General features: G+C 59.4%; 13 protein-coding genes and 2 pseudogenes. 5 read left to right on the top strand and 10 right to left on the bottom strand.

Going from position 1 to position 15,113, the window contains the following annotated elements; translation table 11 throughout:
• The 4 genes and pseudogenes from CXQ93_RS20925 to CXQ93_RS19015 form a co-directional block, all read left to right on the top strand.
• Window positions 1-199, top strand: a 199-nt coding sequence (locus CXQ93_RS20925) for a hypothetical protein (RefSeq protein WP_219817396.1), incomplete at its 5' end; no start/stop codon positions are given.
• Between the two features lie 982 nt (window positions 200-1,181).
• Window positions 1,182-2,054: an NAD(P)-dependent oxidoreductase gene (locus CXQ93_RS19025; protein WP_104111982.1), complete on the top strand. Its 873-nt coding sequence runs from the start codon at window positions 1,182-1,184 to the stop codon at window positions 2,052-2,054.
• A gap of 8 nt (window positions 2,055-2,062) precedes the next feature.
• A pseudogene (locus CXQ93_RS19020) lies at window positions 2,063-2,332 on the top strand (aldo/keto reductase); the annotation flags it as partial.
• A gap of 69 nt (window positions 2,333-2,401) precedes the next feature.
• A pseudogene (locus CXQ93_RS19015) lies at window positions 2,402-3,549 on the top strand (IS3 family transposase).
• A gap of 333 nt (window positions 3,550-3,882) precedes the next feature.
• On the opposite strand, the gene dmpG reads toward CXQ93_RS19015, so the two are convergent.
• The 7 genes from dmpG to CXQ93_RS18980 form a co-directional block, all read right to left on the bottom strand.
• A complete protein-coding gene (gene dmpG, locus CXQ93_RS19010; protein ID WP_104111980.1) occupies window positions 3,883-4,914 on the bottom strand; it encodes a 4-hydroxy-2-oxovalerate aldolase in 1,032 nt (343 codons plus the stop codon).
• Entirely contained in the window at window positions 4,911-5,864 is a 954-nt protein-coding gene (locus CXQ93_RS19005; protein WP_104111979.1) for an acetaldehyde dehydrogenase (acetylating), read from the bottom strand. Before CXQ93_RS19005 ends, dmpG begins: the two co-directional genes overlap by 4 nt.
• 9 nt (window positions 5,865-5,873) lie before the next feature.
• Window positions 5,874-6,719, bottom strand: coding sequence for a 2-keto-4-pentenoate hydratase (locus tag CXQ93_RS19000; protein ID WP_258069115.1), 846 nt, complete (start codon window positions 6,717-6,719; stop codon window positions 5,874-5,876).
• A complete protein-coding gene (locus CXQ93_RS18995) occupies window positions 6,716-7,657 on the bottom strand; it encodes a 3-carboxyethylcatechol 2,3-dioxygenase (protein ID WP_104111978.1) in 942 nt (313 codons plus the stop codon). Before CXQ93_RS18995 ends, CXQ93_RS19000 begins: the two co-directional genes overlap by 4 nt.
• Entirely contained in the window at window positions 7,626-9,356 is a 1,731-nt protein-coding gene (locus CXQ93_RS18990) for a bifunctional 3-(3-hydroxy-phenyl)propionate/3-hydroxycinnamic acid hydroxylase (RefSeq protein ID WP_104111977.1), read from the bottom strand. Before CXQ93_RS18990 ends, CXQ93_RS18995 begins: the two co-directional genes overlap by 32 nt.
• A 41-nt stretch (window positions 9,357-9,397) precedes the next feature.
• Window positions 9,398-10,267 carry an alpha/beta fold hydrolase gene (locus tag CXQ93_RS18985; RefSeq protein WP_104111976.1) on the bottom strand — a complete coding sequence of 290 codons (870 nt, stop codon included), beginning with the start codon at window positions 10,265-10,267 and terminating at the stop codon, window positions 9,398-9,400.
• Between the two features lie 136 nt (window positions 10,268-10,403).
• Window positions 10,404-11,102 (bottom strand): IclR family transcriptional regulator, encoded by a 699-nt coding sequence (locus CXQ93_RS18980; protein ID WP_219817395.1) that lies wholly within the window; start codon window positions 11,100-11,102, stop codon window positions 10,404-10,406.
• A 116-nt stretch (window positions 11,103-11,218) separates the two neighbouring features.
• On the opposite strand from CXQ93_RS18980, the gene CXQ93_RS18975 reads away from it, so the two are divergent.
• Entirely contained in the window at window positions 11,219-12,556 is a 1,338-nt protein-coding gene (locus CXQ93_RS18975; protein WP_258069114.1) for an MFS transporter, read from the top strand.
• A 618-nt stretch (window positions 12,557-13,174) separates the two neighbouring features.
• Here CXQ93_RS18975 and CXQ93_RS18970 read toward each other — a convergent pair.
• The 3 genes from CXQ93_RS18970 to CXQ93_RS18960 all read right to left on the bottom strand — a co-directional run bounded on the left by CXQ93_RS18970 (window position 13,175) and on the right by CXQ93_RS18960 (window position 15,080).
• On the bottom strand, window positions 13,175-14,053 hold the full coding sequence (locus tag CXQ93_RS18970; protein ID WP_104111975.1) for a sulfite exporter TauE/SafE family protein: 879 nt from the start codon (window positions 14,051-14,053) through the stop codon (window positions 13,175-13,177).
• Between the two features lie 65 nt (window positions 14,054-14,118).
• Window positions 14,119-14,415: a rhodanese-like domain-containing protein gene (locus CXQ93_RS18965; RefSeq protein WP_104111974.1), complete on the bottom strand. Its 297-nt coding sequence runs from the start codon at window positions 14,413-14,415 to the stop codon at window positions 14,119-14,121.
• Window positions 14,416-14,495: 80 nt separating this feature from the next.
• Window positions 14,496-15,080 carry a rhodanese-like domain-containing protein gene (locus tag CXQ93_RS18960; protein WP_104111973.1) on the bottom strand — a complete coding sequence of 195 codons (585 nt, stop codon included), beginning with the start codon at window positions 15,078-15,080 and terminating at the stop codon, window positions 14,496-14,498.
• Window positions 15,081-15,113 lie beyond the last annotated feature (33 nt).

Below are 15,113 nucleotides of genomic sequence, written 5' to 3'. Positions count from 1 at the left end.
ATATCCGGGCATTATTGCTGGCCACCAGTGGGTAGATAACCTGACCGCTGGTGGGCAGAAACTCATGGCCCTTGACATAGGCGGGGCGATTGGGCGTGATAGCAGATCGAAAATGCTGGGAACTATGTCCCGAGACATCGGGGAAGTGTCACCTGGGAACTATGTCCTGAGATCACACATCACCTTGGGCACATTGTGATGTGTCTCGACATCGTTGACTGATGTAACGGGACATCGTTCTCACTTGATGTGAGGAAAAAATAGTTACACCTCGGTCTTCGGACTGGGGTGTTTCTTTTTTGCCTGGAAAACCTTCTCATGGTCCAGGCTCCCAATGGCCTATGCCGCGGGCATTGAAGGCACACTATCCGTCTCCTCGGGGCGTTCCAAGATTCCTAGCAACCGCCACATTGGGCTAAACAGCTCTCTAGGCAGAAAAGCTCAACCACGGTGGGAACTATGTCTCGAGACACCGGGGAAGTATCATCTGGGAACGACGTCGTGGGATCACACTCCACCTTGGGCACGTTTGCCCCCCTGTTTACAGGGGGTTTTCGTGGTTGGGTGTTCCCACCGCGTTCCCAAACGGTTCCCCTGAGGAGTCTTGTTATGCGGCGTCTTGGTACTCCGACACCGATTTTGCTGTTTGTTTTTGGTGCCTCCTTGCTGAGTGATGTGGTGATCCTGTCCCCCTCACACTGTTCATGGTTCGTGAAGGCCTAGACCCCATGACGTGCGCCGTTTCGTGTGGCCATGAGCCCTTTTGTTCCTGAGCGATGCTGCTTTGATTTTTTCGTGGTCGATGAGCGTACGTTTTCCTAGTTATTTCTGTCGTCGCCCGCGGTGGTGGATCTCTTGATCTAAGTGCTGACGGCCAGACCAAATTCGTTTCTACTGCTCCACGGCCAATTGCACGTTGGAACGTAAAGGGGAAACAGAATGTCTGTGTTTTCAGATACTCTTTCTTCAAAGACAGTGCTCAACCTCATGGCTGGGATTTACGCGTGGGTGGAACCCGTTCGGCGAGACTAGGACTCAGAGGGCCACGCGTCGCAGCCGGTCTTCGTTCTATGGTGGATTCAATGCCGCCGGCCAGGTGACATCCTGCCATGAGGCCTGATCGGCATCGCCTTGATCAGGGTGTACGGCTGGAACCATTGACACATACCGAAGGAGGACCGATGAGAATTGCAGTCACAGGTGGAAGCGGAAAGCTGGGGCGCCACGTGGTGCGCAGGCTCGCGGAGGATGGGCACCACATACTGAACCTTGACCGTGTCGGGGAGAGGAATGAGGTGCAGGTCTTCGTTGATCTGAGCAATTATGGCCAGGTCTTGGACGTGTTCCTGGGTCTGGATGACAGGCACAGTGGCTTCGATGCTGTTGTCCATCTGGGGGCCATCCCCGCGCCGGGCATTGTGCCGGATGCAGCCACCTTCGAGAACAACATGCTGTCCACCTACAACGTGTTCCAGGCTGCCCGGCGCGCGGGCATTAAACGGCTCGTGTACGCCTCCAGTGAGACGGTGTTGGGATTGCCGTTCGATGTTGACCCTCCGTATATACCGGTAAATGAGGAATATCCTGCCCGGCCGGAAAGCACCTACTCGCTGGTGAAGCACCTTGAAGAGCAGATGGCCAGGGAGCTGGTGCGCTGGGATCCGGAGTTGAGCATTATTGCGCTTCGCTTTTCCAATGTCATGGACGTTCAGGACTACGCCGCCTTCCCGTCCTTTGATACCGACGCTATGGCGCGCAAATGGAATCTGTGGGGGTACATCGATGGCCGTGATGGCGCGCAGGCAGTCGCGCGGGCACTTGAAAACGGCCGGGCGGGGTTTGAGGCGTTCATCATTGCCAACGCCGACACCGTCATGCGTCGTTCCAGTGCCGATCTCGCCGCCGAGGTTTTCCCGAAGGTAGAGGTGCGCAAGAAACTTGGTGAGCACGAGACCATGCTTTCCATCGACAAAGCCACAAGACTCCTGGGGTACGTCCCGGAGCACAGCTGGCGGAACCACCAGCCGGACCGGACCACGCACATCGAGAACTGAGGATCATCATGAAATATGGCACTTTAGGCAACAGCGGCGCAGTGGTTTCCAACTACGCGCTGGGCACCAGGACGTTTGGGGCAGAGGCCACTGAGGAAACCTCCCTCGCCATCCTGTGTAGCTACGTTGCCGCTGGCGGGAACTTTGTTGATACCGCTGACGTGTATAGCGCCGGCGTGTCAGAGGAGATCATTGGCCGTTGGCTGGCCCAACGTCCCGGCACGCGGGATCAGATGGTTCTCGCTACCAAGGGCCGGTTTCCCATGGGAGCAGCTCCGAAGGGACTGCCCCGGGTTTGCTTGACTCCTGACTTGTGAGGATTTGTTCCTTGCAGCAAGGATATTGATATGCCTAAGCCTTTCCCTGCCGAGTTCCGCCGTGACGAAAGTTGCCGTGGCCCGCAAGCACGAAGCCCCGATCGCTCAGATCGCCTGGGACTTCGGGATCTTGCGAAGCAACGTTGCATAACTGGCTCAAGAAAGCCGATATCGAGGACGGAACTCGCCCGGGAGTAAGCGCTGTCGAGGCGGCCGAACTGCGGAATGCGAAGAAACGTAGCCGGCTGTTGGAACAAGAGGATGAGATCCTGCGCCGGGCTGCGGCGTTCTTCGCCCGCAAGCTGCCCCAAAATGGCGTTCCCGCTGGTCCTTGATCAAGACGTGCGACGGGGTTCCCGCCGCGGTGGCCTGTTTCGCTGCTCGGCTTCTCTACACAGGCGTTCTACACCTGGAAGGCGGCTCCGGTGACGGACCAGGATTGGGCTGATGCGCACCTGATCAACGCCGCTCTGGACGTGCACCGAGACGACCCGGCATTCGGCTACCGATTCATTGCCGACGAGCTGAAGGACCAAGGCCTAGCCGCAGGTGAGAACCGGGTCCAGCGGCTGTGTAGCAGTCAGAGAATCTGGTCTGTGTTCGCCAAGAAACGCGGATTGACGCGCAAAGCCGGCCCGCCAGTTCATGACGATATGGTCAAGCGGGGCTTCCCCGCAACGGCACCCAACCGGCTCTGGCTCACTGACATCACCGAGCACCGCACTGACGAGGGCAAGCTTTACGTGTGTGCGATCAAGGACGTCCAGTCGAACCGGACTATCGGCTACTCGATCGACTCACGCATGAAGGCGTCCCTCGCCGTTGCCGCTCTGCTTAACGCAGTGTCGCTGAGGTCCTCGCTGGGAACGGTGGTGCATTCGGACCGCGGATCTCAGTTTCGTTCCAACGGTTTCGTTCGGACCCTGAAGACCACTGGGCTGACCGGATCGATGGGCCGGGTGGGCGCGTGCGCCGACAACGCTGCCATGGAGTCATTTTTTGCGCTGCTGCAGAAGAGTGTCCTGGACCGACAACGATGGGCCACACGGCAGGAACTGCGGCTGGCGTTCGTGACCTGGATCGAGAAAACCTATCACCGCAAACGCCGCCAACGTCGTCTTGGCCGGCTAACCCAGATCGAGTTTGAGACAATGACTACTGGCCTCAAAGCCGCCTAGAAACACTAAACCTCGAGAGTCAACGAAATCCGGGGCAGTCCCGTTTTGTCTCTGGCGGCTCCTTGCTGACTGCATCGGGGCTACTTCCCCCTTCACTGAACCGTCCCTGGTTTGATGCCGCTGTCTTTTTTGAGAAAGATAGTGAGTATGCCCAAGAATTTTCTCTCTGAAGTATGAGTGTATCGGGGGAGAGCCTCCCCTTGACGCTGTGGCCGTTTTGTTCGGATATTCCGCTCAGTTGATTAAAGTGGTGATCCGATAGGAACACATGAGGCCCGTCCAACCATCCCGAAGGGGGTGGTTGGACGGGCCCGTGTTGTGAAGTGACCGGTGTTAGGCGGCTTTGTTTGCTGCGGCGAGGGTGACGGCGACGTCGACGATCATGTCTTCTTGTCCGCCGACGTATCCTGCCTTGCCGATTTCTTCCAGGATCCGGTAGGCCGGGACGCCGTAGCGTTCAGCGGCGCGTTCGGCGTGGATCAGGAAGGAGGAGTACACGCCTGCGTAGCCTTGCATGATGGAGGCGCGATCCATGATGGGCATGCGGGTGATGATGGGTTTGACGATGTCTTCGGCGGCTGCCATGACTCCTTGAACGTCGACGCCGGTGTGGATGCCGAGGCGGTCGAAAGAAGCTGCGAGAACTTCGGTGGGGGAGTTTCCTGCTCCGGCACCGAGGGCCATGAGGGTTCCGTCGATCTGCTTTGCGCCAGCTCGGACGGCGAACACGGAGTTTGCGACGCCGAAGCTCATGTTTTGGTGGCCGTGGTAGCCGACCTGTGCGTCGGTGCCGAGCTCACTGACCAACGCTTCGACCCGGTCGGAGACGTCCTCGAGGATCAGTGCGCCAGCGGAGTCAACGACGTACACGCACTGGCAGCCGGCGTCGGCCATGATGCGCGCTTGCTTGGCGAGGTTCTCCGGGGTGGTGCGGTGGGAAAGCATGAGGAAGCCAACGGTTTCCATGCCGAGCTTGCGGGCGTGCTGGAAGTGCTGGATGGAGACATCGGCCTCGGTGCAGTGGGTTGCGATGCGGGCCATGGAGGCGCCGGCCTCATGGGCCAAGTTCAGGTCGTGAATGGTGCCCAGCCCCGGGAGCATGAGCACAGCGATCTTGGCGTTCTTGGCTTCGTCGACGGCGGCCTTGACCAGGTCCAGTTCCGGGGTGAGAGAGAATCCGTAGTTAAAGGAGGAGCCGCCGAGCCCGTCACCGTGGGTGACTTCGATGACTTCAACCTTCGCATCATCCAGGGCGCGGACGATGGAACGCACGTGGGTTTCGGTGAATTTGTGGCTCATGGCGTGGGAGCCGTCGCGCAAGGTGGTGTCAGTCAGGCGGACACTAAATTCTGGGGTGGTGTTCATGCGTGTGCTCCTACAGTGGTGGCAGTGGCGTTCATGCGTTCGGCCAGCAGATCGGCGGTGCGGGTGGCGGCGGCGGTGATGATGTCGAGGTTGCCGGCGTATTCGGGCAGGTAGTCGGCAGCTCCTCGGACTTGGATCCAGATGCCGACGCGGCCGTTGCCGTCCCAGTCTTCACGGGCGGTGTCGAATTGTGGTTCAACACGCAGAGCGTAGCCGGGGACGTAGTCCTGAATGCTGGCCACGGCCTGATCGATAGAGACACGGATCTTATCCTGCAGCTCACCGGGTTCGGCGGCTTCGGCCGGGATGGCGCAGTAAACAGTGTTGCGCATGATCATGGGCGGTTCCACCGGGTTGATGATGATGATGGCTTTGCCGCGCTTGGCCCCACCGACCACTTCAAGGGCTTTGGCTGTGGTTTCGGTGAACTCGTCCACGTTGGCTCGGGTGCCCGGGCCTGCGGATTTGGAGGCGATCGAGGCGACGATTTCCGCGTAGTCCACCGGGACCACGGAGGATACCGCGGCCACGATGGGGGTGGTTGCCTGTCCGGCGCAGGTGATCATGTTGACGTTCAGTACGTCCTCGAGGGAGTCGAGGTTGACCACGGGGCACAGGTAGGGGCCGACGGCGGCCGGGGTCAGGTCGATCGCGTGGATGCCAGCGGCCTTGTACCGGGGAGCGTTGATGGCGTGGGCTTTCGCGGAGGTGCACTCAAAGACGAAGTCGGGCAGTTCGTCTTGGGCCAGGAGCCAGTCGACGCCACCGGCGGAGGTGGTGATGCCTAGTCGTGCGGCTCGGGCGAGTCCGTCGGAAGCGGGGTCCACGCCGATCATGTATTTGACTTCAAGGTGTTCGCTGCGGCGCATGATCTTGAACATCAGATCGGTGCCGATGTTGCCTGAGCCGACGATGGCGGCTGTCCGTTTGACTGCTTTTGTCTCTGACATGGGATTTCCTTACTTGCTGAAGTTGATGGTGAGGCTGCCCAGGGCGCCGAAATCGGCTGTCGCGGAGCTGCCTGCGGTGACGGGTTCGGCCTTGGTAAAGGAGCCGGGAAGGATGAGCTGGCCGGCTTCCAGGGAAACGCCTTGCTCGCCGAGGACGTTGGCGAGCCAGGCCAGTGGTGCCACGGGGTTGCCCATGACGTCAGCTCCGGTGCCTGTGCCCAGCGTGGTCCCGTCGATGGTCAACGCGCAGGACACCTCATTAAGTGCTGCCGGGTCAACGGCGAGCGGTGTGGTTCCGACGACGATGGCACCACAGGAGGCATTGTCTGCCACGGTGTCCACGAGTTTGATGTCCCAGTCGCTGACGCGTGAGTCGATGATCTCGATGGCTGCGTAGACCTCGCCGATGGCGGCGGTGGCCTGCTCCAGGGTGACACCCGGGCCCTGCAGAGTTTCCTTGAGCACGAAGCCGAACTCCGGCTCCACCTTGGGGGAGATAAAGGACGATGCCGGGATGGAATCGCCGTCGTGATGAACCATGTCGGTGAAGAAGAAACCGAAGTCAGGGGAGTCCACACCGAGCTGTTGCTGCATGGCCAGTGAGGTCAAGCCGACCTTACGTCCGGCCAGCACTCGCCCATCGGCCACGTGTTTGTCCAACTGGAGAGTCTGGATGACATAAGCGTCCTCGAGGGACATGTCCTCAAGGCGATCCCGCAAAGGCGCCACCGGGACGAGTGACTCAGTGGCGCTCAGGAGTTCCTGCGCCAGCTGGTGTAGCTGCTCGTTGCGCGTGGATTCGACGGGGCTGCCCACGGTCATGGTGGTTGTTTCGCTTTCTGTTGCGGCGTTCATGGGAGCAACACCGCGGTGGTGACGCCGAAGCCGGCAATGTATTCCTTGATGGGCTTGTAGAACTCGTAGGTGACCTTGTATTCGCCACCGGCGCGAAGGGCCGAGTAGGCTGCCACCCAAGTGCGGACCTCGTGAGAGGAGTTTCCGGCTTCGGCGGCCATTTCTGCCGGGATGTAGGCATCGAACTGTGCCACGTCACCGGATTTGCACACCTCAAGGAACTTGCGGTCCCATTCCGGGTTGAGGTCCATGATGTTCGCCTCGCCGCGGGCAAAGGCCTTGGCAGTGTCGATGGTGCGCTGTTGACGTGCGGCACGCGCCTCCGGGGTGGGGTGGCGGCCATCCGTGAGGAACTTGCGCTGCTCCTCGGTGGCTGTGGCGATCTGCGGTACGGGCGGATCGTGGGAGAGCCCACCGGAACCGATGAACAAGATCTTCTTGTCGCTGTCTTTGAAGAAGTTCCCCACGGCGGAGCCGAACTCGCGGATCCGGCTCATCTTGGAGAAGGGTGGGGCCACCGAGTTGATGAAGATGGGGATGACCGGAACCTGGCTCAGATCGCCATAGATAATCTCCATCGGCTGGACGGCGCCGTGGTCGACCTCCATTTTGCGTGAGATGGCGGTTTCAATGTCATGGGCAATGACGTATTCGGCCAGTTCCATGGCGATGTCGGTTGGCACGTTCAGGGGGCCGCCCCAGGAATCGTAGTCGCCGGTGCCGTGCGCCTCATAGCCGATGCAAAACGGTGGCATGAGGTCGTAGAAGAAGCCGTTGAAGTGGTCCGGGCCGAAGTTCACGATCAAGTCCGGCTTGAAGTCCGCGGCAAACGCACGAACCTGCTCGAAGGCTTCTTCCACGGCGGCCTTGACGTCGGCCGGAGGATCGGTGTGTTCCAGTAACGGACTATGCGACATGCAAATGAGTGCGAGAGGCATCGTTGGCTCCTTCGTTGAATGAGAGTGCTTTGAGCAGGGCTTTCAGGGCACGGGGTGCGTCCTGAGCCAAGACGGCGGCGGCCACGAAGCGGTCCGGGCGCAGGAAGAGAACAGGAGTGGGCCGGTCATCGAACCATTTCTTGAGCCCACCGGTGATATCGCCAACCACGACGACGTTGGCCGGGTATTCCTTTTCGGCCCAGGCGCGCTGGGATTCGGGGACGACGGCGACGAAGGTGGCACCGAGCGTTTCGAGCCTGGCGAGCTCGGCGGCGTCGAACATGCCCTGGGGATTGTTTCCCCAAGCCAGGACGGTCCACCAGTTGCCCACGGCCTCATCCAAACGGATGCTGGCGTGATTCTTGGTGGAGACTAGCGGCTGGATAAACTGCACGCCGACAGGAGAGGTGCGGTTGTTGGCCGTCAGTGTCGGAATCATCTTGCTGGAGAGCTTGGCTTTCGCCTTCCCGGCCGTGAGCGACGTTGGATCCACTACCACACCAGAGGTGTAGCGCGGCATGGGCTTGAAGCGCATCTCGGAGAAGTACGACTTCACCGACGGCACAAGGTTCAAGGCAGCGGCCAGTCCGTCACGGGCACCCACCACGAAGGGGTTGGTCGGCTTGATGACGGCGCCCAAGGTCAGGGATAGGTCGATCATGGCTTTCGCATGGTCGCGGCGTTCGGAGTCGTACGTGTCCAGCAGGGTCTCGTCGGCGTGTCCGCGGAGTACGGTGGCTAGTTTCCAGGCCAGGTTGGTGGCATCGCGAACAGCAGAGTTCCAGCCCTGACCCATCCAGACGGGCATCAGGTGAGAGGCGTCACCGGCGATGATTTGGCGGCGCTGGCGGAAGGAGCCAGCGATGCGTCCGTGGTGCGTGAAGACGCGTTCGCGGATGATCTCGAGGGAGGAAGGATCCGGCACGTGGTCCTTGAGCAGGTTGTGGATGAACGCTTTATCCGTGACCTGCTCGTCGGTTTCGTGGTCAAAGATCATGAATTCCCAGCGGCGAATGGCGTGCGCCAGCCCGATGGAAACATAAGGGCGCTTAGGATCGGCGCCCAGGAACACATTGGGAGTGCCCAAGGGATCATTCTCAGCATCGACCACAAGCCAGCGGGTCGCGGGGGATTTGCCCTCGAAACTGACTCCCATGCGCTTACGGGTTCCGGACTTCCCTCCTTCACAGCCCACAATGTACTGGGCTCTTACCCGCTTTGTCACGGGGGTGTCGGTGCCGTCGTCGAACTCAACTGTTGCTACGACGTCGTCCAGGGTCTGCACCACGTCGATGACGCGATGGTTGAACTTGATGGAGACGTTGTGGAATCGCTCTAGACCATCGTGGAGGGCTTTGTCGACCAGAGGCTGTACAAAGCCGCTCTTGCGCGGCCAGCCGAACTCGTCGGCCTTGGGCTCGTTGGTCATGATCACCTTGCCGCGACCATTGACCAAACGCATGATGTGCTGGGCTGTGGTGTGGGGCAAGACAGTTTCAGAAAGTCCGGCAGTCTGGACGGTTCGCAGGGACTCATCGTCAATACCCACTCCGCGCGGGTAGTCAATGAGCTCGGGCAGCTGCTCCAGGACAGTTACATCGTGGCCATATAAGCCCATCAGGTTAGCGAGCATTAACCCCGCCGGCCCTGCCCCGACAATGAGCACCTCGGTGTCGATATCAATTGCTGGTGTCGTCATAATCTTCTTCTTTGAAGTGATTGAAGGTTGCTGGGGATTACTTAGCGGTCCAACAGGAAATCAAGGATGATCTTGTTGAAGGTCGCCGGATCCTCGTACTGGGGCCAGTGGCCGCAGTTCTCCATGATGGCCAACTCACCATTGGGAATCAGGGAAGCGATCCTGCGACCTTCATCGACTGGCCCGGAGGGGTCCTTGGTTGTCCACAACACCAATGCCGGAGCCTTGATCTGCCCCAGTGCCTCGTCGGTGAGCATATTGCGCCGGCGGATAGTGGGGTCCTGGAGAGCCATGTTTGAGATGCAGGCCTTGAGCCAGTCAGGCTGGGAAAAGATAGCCTGACGGGTTTTGATGAGGTCGTCGGTGACCATGGCCGGATCGGCCATGAGCCACTCCAAGCGTGCCTTGACGCGGTCCCATGAAGGGTCCTTCGCCGCCTCCATCGACAAGGTGAACAGGCGCTCCATGACAACCGGGTTCGCCATGGTGCCGCCCATGGTGTTCAGCAGGATGCGCTCCACCTTTTCGGGATAGTCAATGGCGAATTGCGCACCAACCCACCCGCCGAGTGATTCTCCTGTGAAGTAGGCCTTCTCAACACCGATGGCCGCCATGAACTCCAACAGCTGCTCGATGTAGTCCTTGATCTCCAGAGGCTGATCCGGCTTGGAACTGTAGCCGTGACCGATGAAGTCAATGGCCCAGACAGAGAAGTGTTCCGACAGGGCTTCAAAGTTACGCACGTAGGCTTCGGCATGGCCGGTGATCCCATGCATGGCAATCAGGGTCGGCTTGGACACGTCCCCGGTATGCAGGTAGCGGGTGGTGTACTTCTCGGCCCGGATATACCCCTGGCTGAACTCAAGTGGGGCCAGATCTGACCAAACGCTGGTGAATGTACTCGCTGTCATGATTCTCCTTTGAATTGTGCATTTATAGCACCGTTAGATGCTATAAATGCACTGCATGACAGACATCACATCACGGTCGTGTGATGCATGTCAAGGGAGAGGGTGTTTTGGCTGGACAGCGAACCAGGCCAAATGGTTAGGCGAGTTGAGCTGCGATAAGCGCGGCTGCGGCAACGACGGCGGGAATGGCCGATTCAATCAATTCTGGGCGATTCGTAATGACGTTAATGCAGGCCGGCATGTTCCAGCTGTCTCCAACGATCGGTGCGGCTAGTCCGTACATATTTGGCTCCACCTCACCGTACGTTGAGGAATACCCCTTGGCGCGAGCCACTTTTACCGGTTCAGGATCGCTAGCCAGGGGAGGGTGGCAGGAGCTGATGGCGTGGCCCGCAGCGCCGAGGTTGAGTGCCTGGCGGCTTCCTTCAGTGAAAGAAATCCGGTAATGCTGATTCTGCGCTTCAACGACGGCCAGGGCTACGGCGTCTGTTCCTTCCTGGACTATCAGGGACACCGTTTGCTGAAGTTCGCTGGCCAATTTCGTCAGGATCGGCATGGCGGCCGCCCGCAACGCGGAGTGCGCTGAATTTGCCAGCAGTAACAATCCCGACGAGCCGCGGTACTTGTTATCACTACCGCGCCTGATGAGCTCGGCATCGCTGAGCGTGTTCAAGATCCGGTAGGCGATGGTGCGGTGCACGCCAAGCTGATCGGCAACCTCTTGAATGGCCAGCCCTTCTCTGGAGGAGGCTATGGTCTTGAGCGCCAGGATGCCACGGGCCAAGGTTTGGGAGCCGGCGGTTCGGGAGCTGGGTGAGGCTGGTTCTATGGTCACATTGCCATCCTAGTGAAGTCTTGGGCGGTTCGCGCTTGACAGGACTTCGTGAAGTACGTCACTCTTGTGCTAATACCGTACGCTGACGTGCGATAAATACACACTTTGGAGTTCCAGTGACCTACCCCATTGACGAGATCGATGTCCCACAGCCGCCAACACAGCAAACAAAGCGGCCCGGAGCAAAGCTAGCCATGGCCTCTAGCTACATCGGATCTTCGCTAGAGATGTATGATTTCCTGCTTTATGGCACGGCAGCGGCTCTCGTCTTCCCGCAATTGTTCTTCAGCGGCGTGGATCAGGGGGTTGGCATTGCGCTGTCTTTTGTCACTCTGGCCGCTGGTTATGTGGCACGGCCTATTGGTGGAGTCATCTTCGGTCATTTCGGCGACCGCTTGGGACGCAAGAAGATGCTCATCATCACGATGGTCATTATGGGTTTTGTGTCAATAACCGTTGGATTGTTGCCAACAGCGGCGCAGATTGGCATCTGGGCGCCCATAGCGTTGGTAACTCTGCGCGTCATTCAGGGAATCGCCATGGGCGGGGAGTGGGCAGGGGCGACCCTCATGTCCATGGAACACTCCAGTCCAAAGCGGAGGGGATTCGGCGCATCAATTGCTGTTTCCGGAGGTCCCACGGGAGCCGTGTTGGCAACCTTGGTGCTTGGTGCCTTCGCAGCCCTACCGGAAGAGGACTTCCTGGCGTGGGGCTGGCGGGTGCCTTTTCTGCTCTCCATTGTCTTGCTCGTTGTGGGGCTGTTCCTTCGCGCCAAGGTAACGGAATCACCGGACTTTCAGAAGGCCCAGGCAGCGGCAGCGGCTGACAAAAAGGAGGAGCGAACGGCAGCTCCACTGTTTCAGGTACTTCGGCGCTACCCGAAGGAAGTGGGACTGTCCGTGGTTGGCGGGCTCGCGCCCCTATTCATGCAGTCACTCTTGGCAACCTTCGCACTGAGCCTGGCAGTTGCCTCCGGTCACACGCGCTCAGATGCGCTCCTCATGCTCACCATTGCCAACGCGATCCACATCTTCACTATCCAGGCCACGGCACTGCTCTCCGATAAGATCGGTCGCCGACCCGTCATGATTACCGGCGCCATCCTTGGCGTCATCGGCATCTGGCCCATGTTTGCACTGATTCAAAACGGTTCCACGGGCCTGATGCTGCTTGGCTTTATTATTGGCAATCCGCTCGTCCAGGCACTCATGTATGGCCCGATGGGTGCATGGATGGGTGAAATGTTTAGCACAAAAACCCGTTACACAGGGCTGTCCCTGTCGTACCAGATGGCCACGACACTGGGTGCCGGATTCGCGCCTTTGATTGCGACCGGTCTGATGGCAGCAGGGAGCGGCTCAACGACCTTGCTGGCGGTATTCTTCTGTGGCCTGTGCGTTGTGAGTGCAATTGCCTTCATCATCGCCAAGGACCGCAAAGCCGTCGAGAGCTAGTTAGTCTAGGACCATTTATGGGGATTCCCCTGGTGAAAACCAAATGCTGAGGCCCCTGCTGACAGGGTCCTCAGCATTTGGTTTTCCGGCAAGAGCCGCCAAAACCCCTCGTTTCCCACGGCTTAGGATATGGGGCGGGGCTAGCGTTGGTAAGCAATCATTGAAGTCTGAGCTGATCTCCTTCGGTTGCGGTGGCGGGATCTTGGTGTGGGTCATCCGTCTAGTGTCAGGGTCTCCACAGCCATGGACGCTAGATTGCGGCTCGATCCGCTGTCGGCGCTGTCTTCTTGAAGGTTAGACCTCGACGCCACCATTTTTGAGGTGGAAGACTTGTGTGTCCATATGTGGGGACCTGGTCGGTTTGGCTCGTATTGGGCCGTACTGGCACGGTGCTCCGGTACCTCCCTGTGTTTACGCGGGTCTAAATCACTTTCGAATCCCACCGTGGGCACGGTTGACCCCCTGTTTACAGGGGGTTTTCGTGTTTAGGCGTGTTTAAGAGTTGAACGGAATGTTTTACCGGAAAATCCGTCAGCTGATTGATTCCCAGCTCAGGTCAGTGGTTCGTTCGCAAGGTGATGGACCGGCACTGGGCGCGTGCTAGAGGACGTCGGTGGTTTAGCTTGCAGCAGGCAAGTCCAATGATTTGTGCCGCAGGGGGCATGTGGGGATCACGAACCAGCACAGGGCCGCAACTGCCGCGGTTGCGACGGCGGTGATGCCCAGGATGAGGTTGGCGGGCGAGGGGAGTTCCTGGATGAGGACGAAGGAGCCCATGGCTAGGACGAAGAAGCCAAATCCCTTGCGCAGGGCAACTTCGTGGATGCGTCCGGCCAGCGAAGAGCCGATTAGGGCGCCGATGATCGCCGCGGCGCTCACTGCTCCTGTGAGGACCCAGTCCAGTTCCAGAGTGCTGATGTGTCCGGCGAATCCTGCTAGAGAGTTCATTGAAATGACCAGCAATGACGTCCCCACCGCGGCGGACATGGGCAAGCCGCCCAAGAGAACCATTGCAGGGACGATCATGAATCCTCCACCGGCACCCACTAGTCCGGTTATGAGCCCTACAACTCCACCGACAAGTAAATGTTTGGCTACGGGGAGCTCACCTGCGGTGTTTGCCCCAGGGTGCTGACGACGTCCCTTAATCATGGATGCGGAGGTAGCGAGCATCATGGCGGCGAAAGCCATCATCAACACTTTCCCAGGAACCAGGTTTCCGACCAGACCCCCACCGAAAGCACCAGCCACGCCAGCGGCGCCAAAGACTAGTCCAGTACGCCATTTCACGTTTCCCTTGCGGGCATGACTTGTTGCACTGACGATTGAGGTCACTCCCACCACGAACAGTGACATGGTGATGGCTTCCTTGGGATCTAATCCTGCGACATAGGTGAGGATCGGGACGGTGAGAATGGACCCGCCCCCGCCGAGCAGGCCGAGGGAGAGTCCGATCAGCACCGAAAGCACGAGGGTCAGTACGAGTGTGAGGGTCATGGAGGAAGTCCTTGCCAGGTCAGGGTGCGGGCCGGTGGGTGAAGAAGTGCGTCGGGGCCTTCGTGCTATGTGACGGGGAGGCCGGCCCGGTGCCAGGCGGTCATGCCACCGGCCATGGTGTGGGCGGAGTACCCGGCTCCGTTGAGTGCATCGGTGACGCGGGCGCTGCGGTTGCCGCTGCGGCAGACCACGATGATCGGAAGTGACTGATCCAGCTCATTGAGGCGGCTATTTAGCTCTCCCAAGGGGATATGGAGGGCGCCGGGGATCATGCCTTCGGTGACTTCGAAATCTTCGCGGACATCGAGGATTTGGTCCTCGGCATGTCGCTTGTCGGTGTCTGTGATGGTGATTTCTGACATGGGTTACTCCTTAGGGTCGTGTGTGGTGGTGGTTTCCGGACCCGGACCAACGCGACTCGGGCCCGAAAATTGGGTGTGTGTTAGGACTTCTTGGGTGGAAGTTGGGCGATGACCGTTTCAAGGGTCGGTTCGCTGCCGGTTTTGTTCCACGGCATTTTGGCTAGGGCCTTGCCCATGGCGCAGCTGTTGGTGGCTGCGGAGAAGGTCAGACCTGCCCCGATGACTCCGGCGACCGTGCGGATCTGTGGGGAGAGGTATTTCCCTCCGGCCAACCCGGCGATCACAAGTGTTCCGGCGGCCATGCGCACCTGGCGCTCCAGGTCCCAGCGTTTGGAGCCTTCAATGGTCTGGCCCCCGGCTTGGCGGTAGCCGGGAACGCCGCCGACCAAGACGTAGGTATTCTCGAAGCCCACTGCGGCTAGGTGCTGTCTGGCTTCGGAGGCCCGCGCGCCGGACTTGCAGGCCAGCACTACTTTGCTGTCGAGTTTCGTGGCAAGTTCTTCAGCATGTTCGGCCAGGATCGGGAGCAGCACGTTGTAGGAGCCCAAGATGTGCAGGGATTCGAATTCGGCGGCGGATCGTACGTCAAGCACCACGACGTCGGAGCCGGAAGCGATCCAGCCCTTGAGTTCTTCGGGGCTGGTGGTCTGGGGAACAAGGTTCATGGCTTGTTTGCTCTTTCTGCCGGGCATGACGCC

Source organism: Arthrobacter sp. N199823 (assembly GCF_002929705.1).
In the GTDB taxonomy this organism is placed as follows: Bacteria; Actinomycetota; Actinomycetes; order Actinomycetales; family Micrococcaceae; genus Specibacter.
Note: the sequence above shows the minus strand (reverse complement) of the source record. Positions and strands in the feature narration are given on the sequence as shown.

Excerpts from the sequence above, each read along its gene's own strand:
- CXQ93_RS18965 (WP_104111974.1), bottom strand. The coding sequence starts at position 14,415 with ATGTCAGAAATCACCATCACAGACACCGACAAGCGACATGCCGAGGAC.
- CXQ93_RS18985 (WP_104111976.1), bottom strand. The coding sequence starts at position 10,267 with ATGACAGCGAGTACATTCACCAGCGTTTGGTCAGATCTGGCCCCACTT.
- CXQ93_RS19000 (WP_258069115.1), bottom strand. The coding sequence starts at position 6,719 with ATGAACGCCGCAACAGAAAGCGAAACAACCACCATGACCGTGGGCAGC.
- CXQ93_RS18990 (WP_104111977.1), bottom strand. The coding sequence starts at position 9,356 with ATGACGACACCAGCAATTGATATCGACACCGAGGTGCTCATTGTCGGG.
- CXQ93_RS19025 (WP_104111982.1), top strand. The coding sequence starts at position 1,182 with ATGAGAATTGCAGTCACAGGTGGAAGCGGAAAGCTGGGGCGCCACGTG.
- CXQ93_RS18970 (WP_104111975.1), bottom strand. The coding sequence starts at position 14,053 with ATGACCCTCACACTCGTACTGACCCTCGTGCTTTCGGTGCTGATCGGA.
- CXQ93_RS18995 (WP_104111978.1), bottom strand. The coding sequence starts at position 7,657 with ATGCCTCTCGCACTCATTTGCATGTCGCATAGTCCGTTACTGGAACAC.
- CXQ93_RS19005 (WP_104111979.1), bottom strand. The coding sequence starts at position 5,864 with ATGTCAGAGACAAAAGCAGTCAAACGGACAGCCGCCATCGTCGGCTCA.
- CXQ93_RS18960 (WP_104111973.1), bottom strand. The coding sequence starts at position 15,080 with ATGAACCTTGTTCCCCAGACCACCAGCCCCGAAGAACTCAAGGGCTGG.
- dmpG (WP_104111980.1), bottom strand. The coding sequence starts at position 4,914 with ATGAACACCACCCCAGAATTTAGTGTCCGCCTGACTGACACCACCTTG.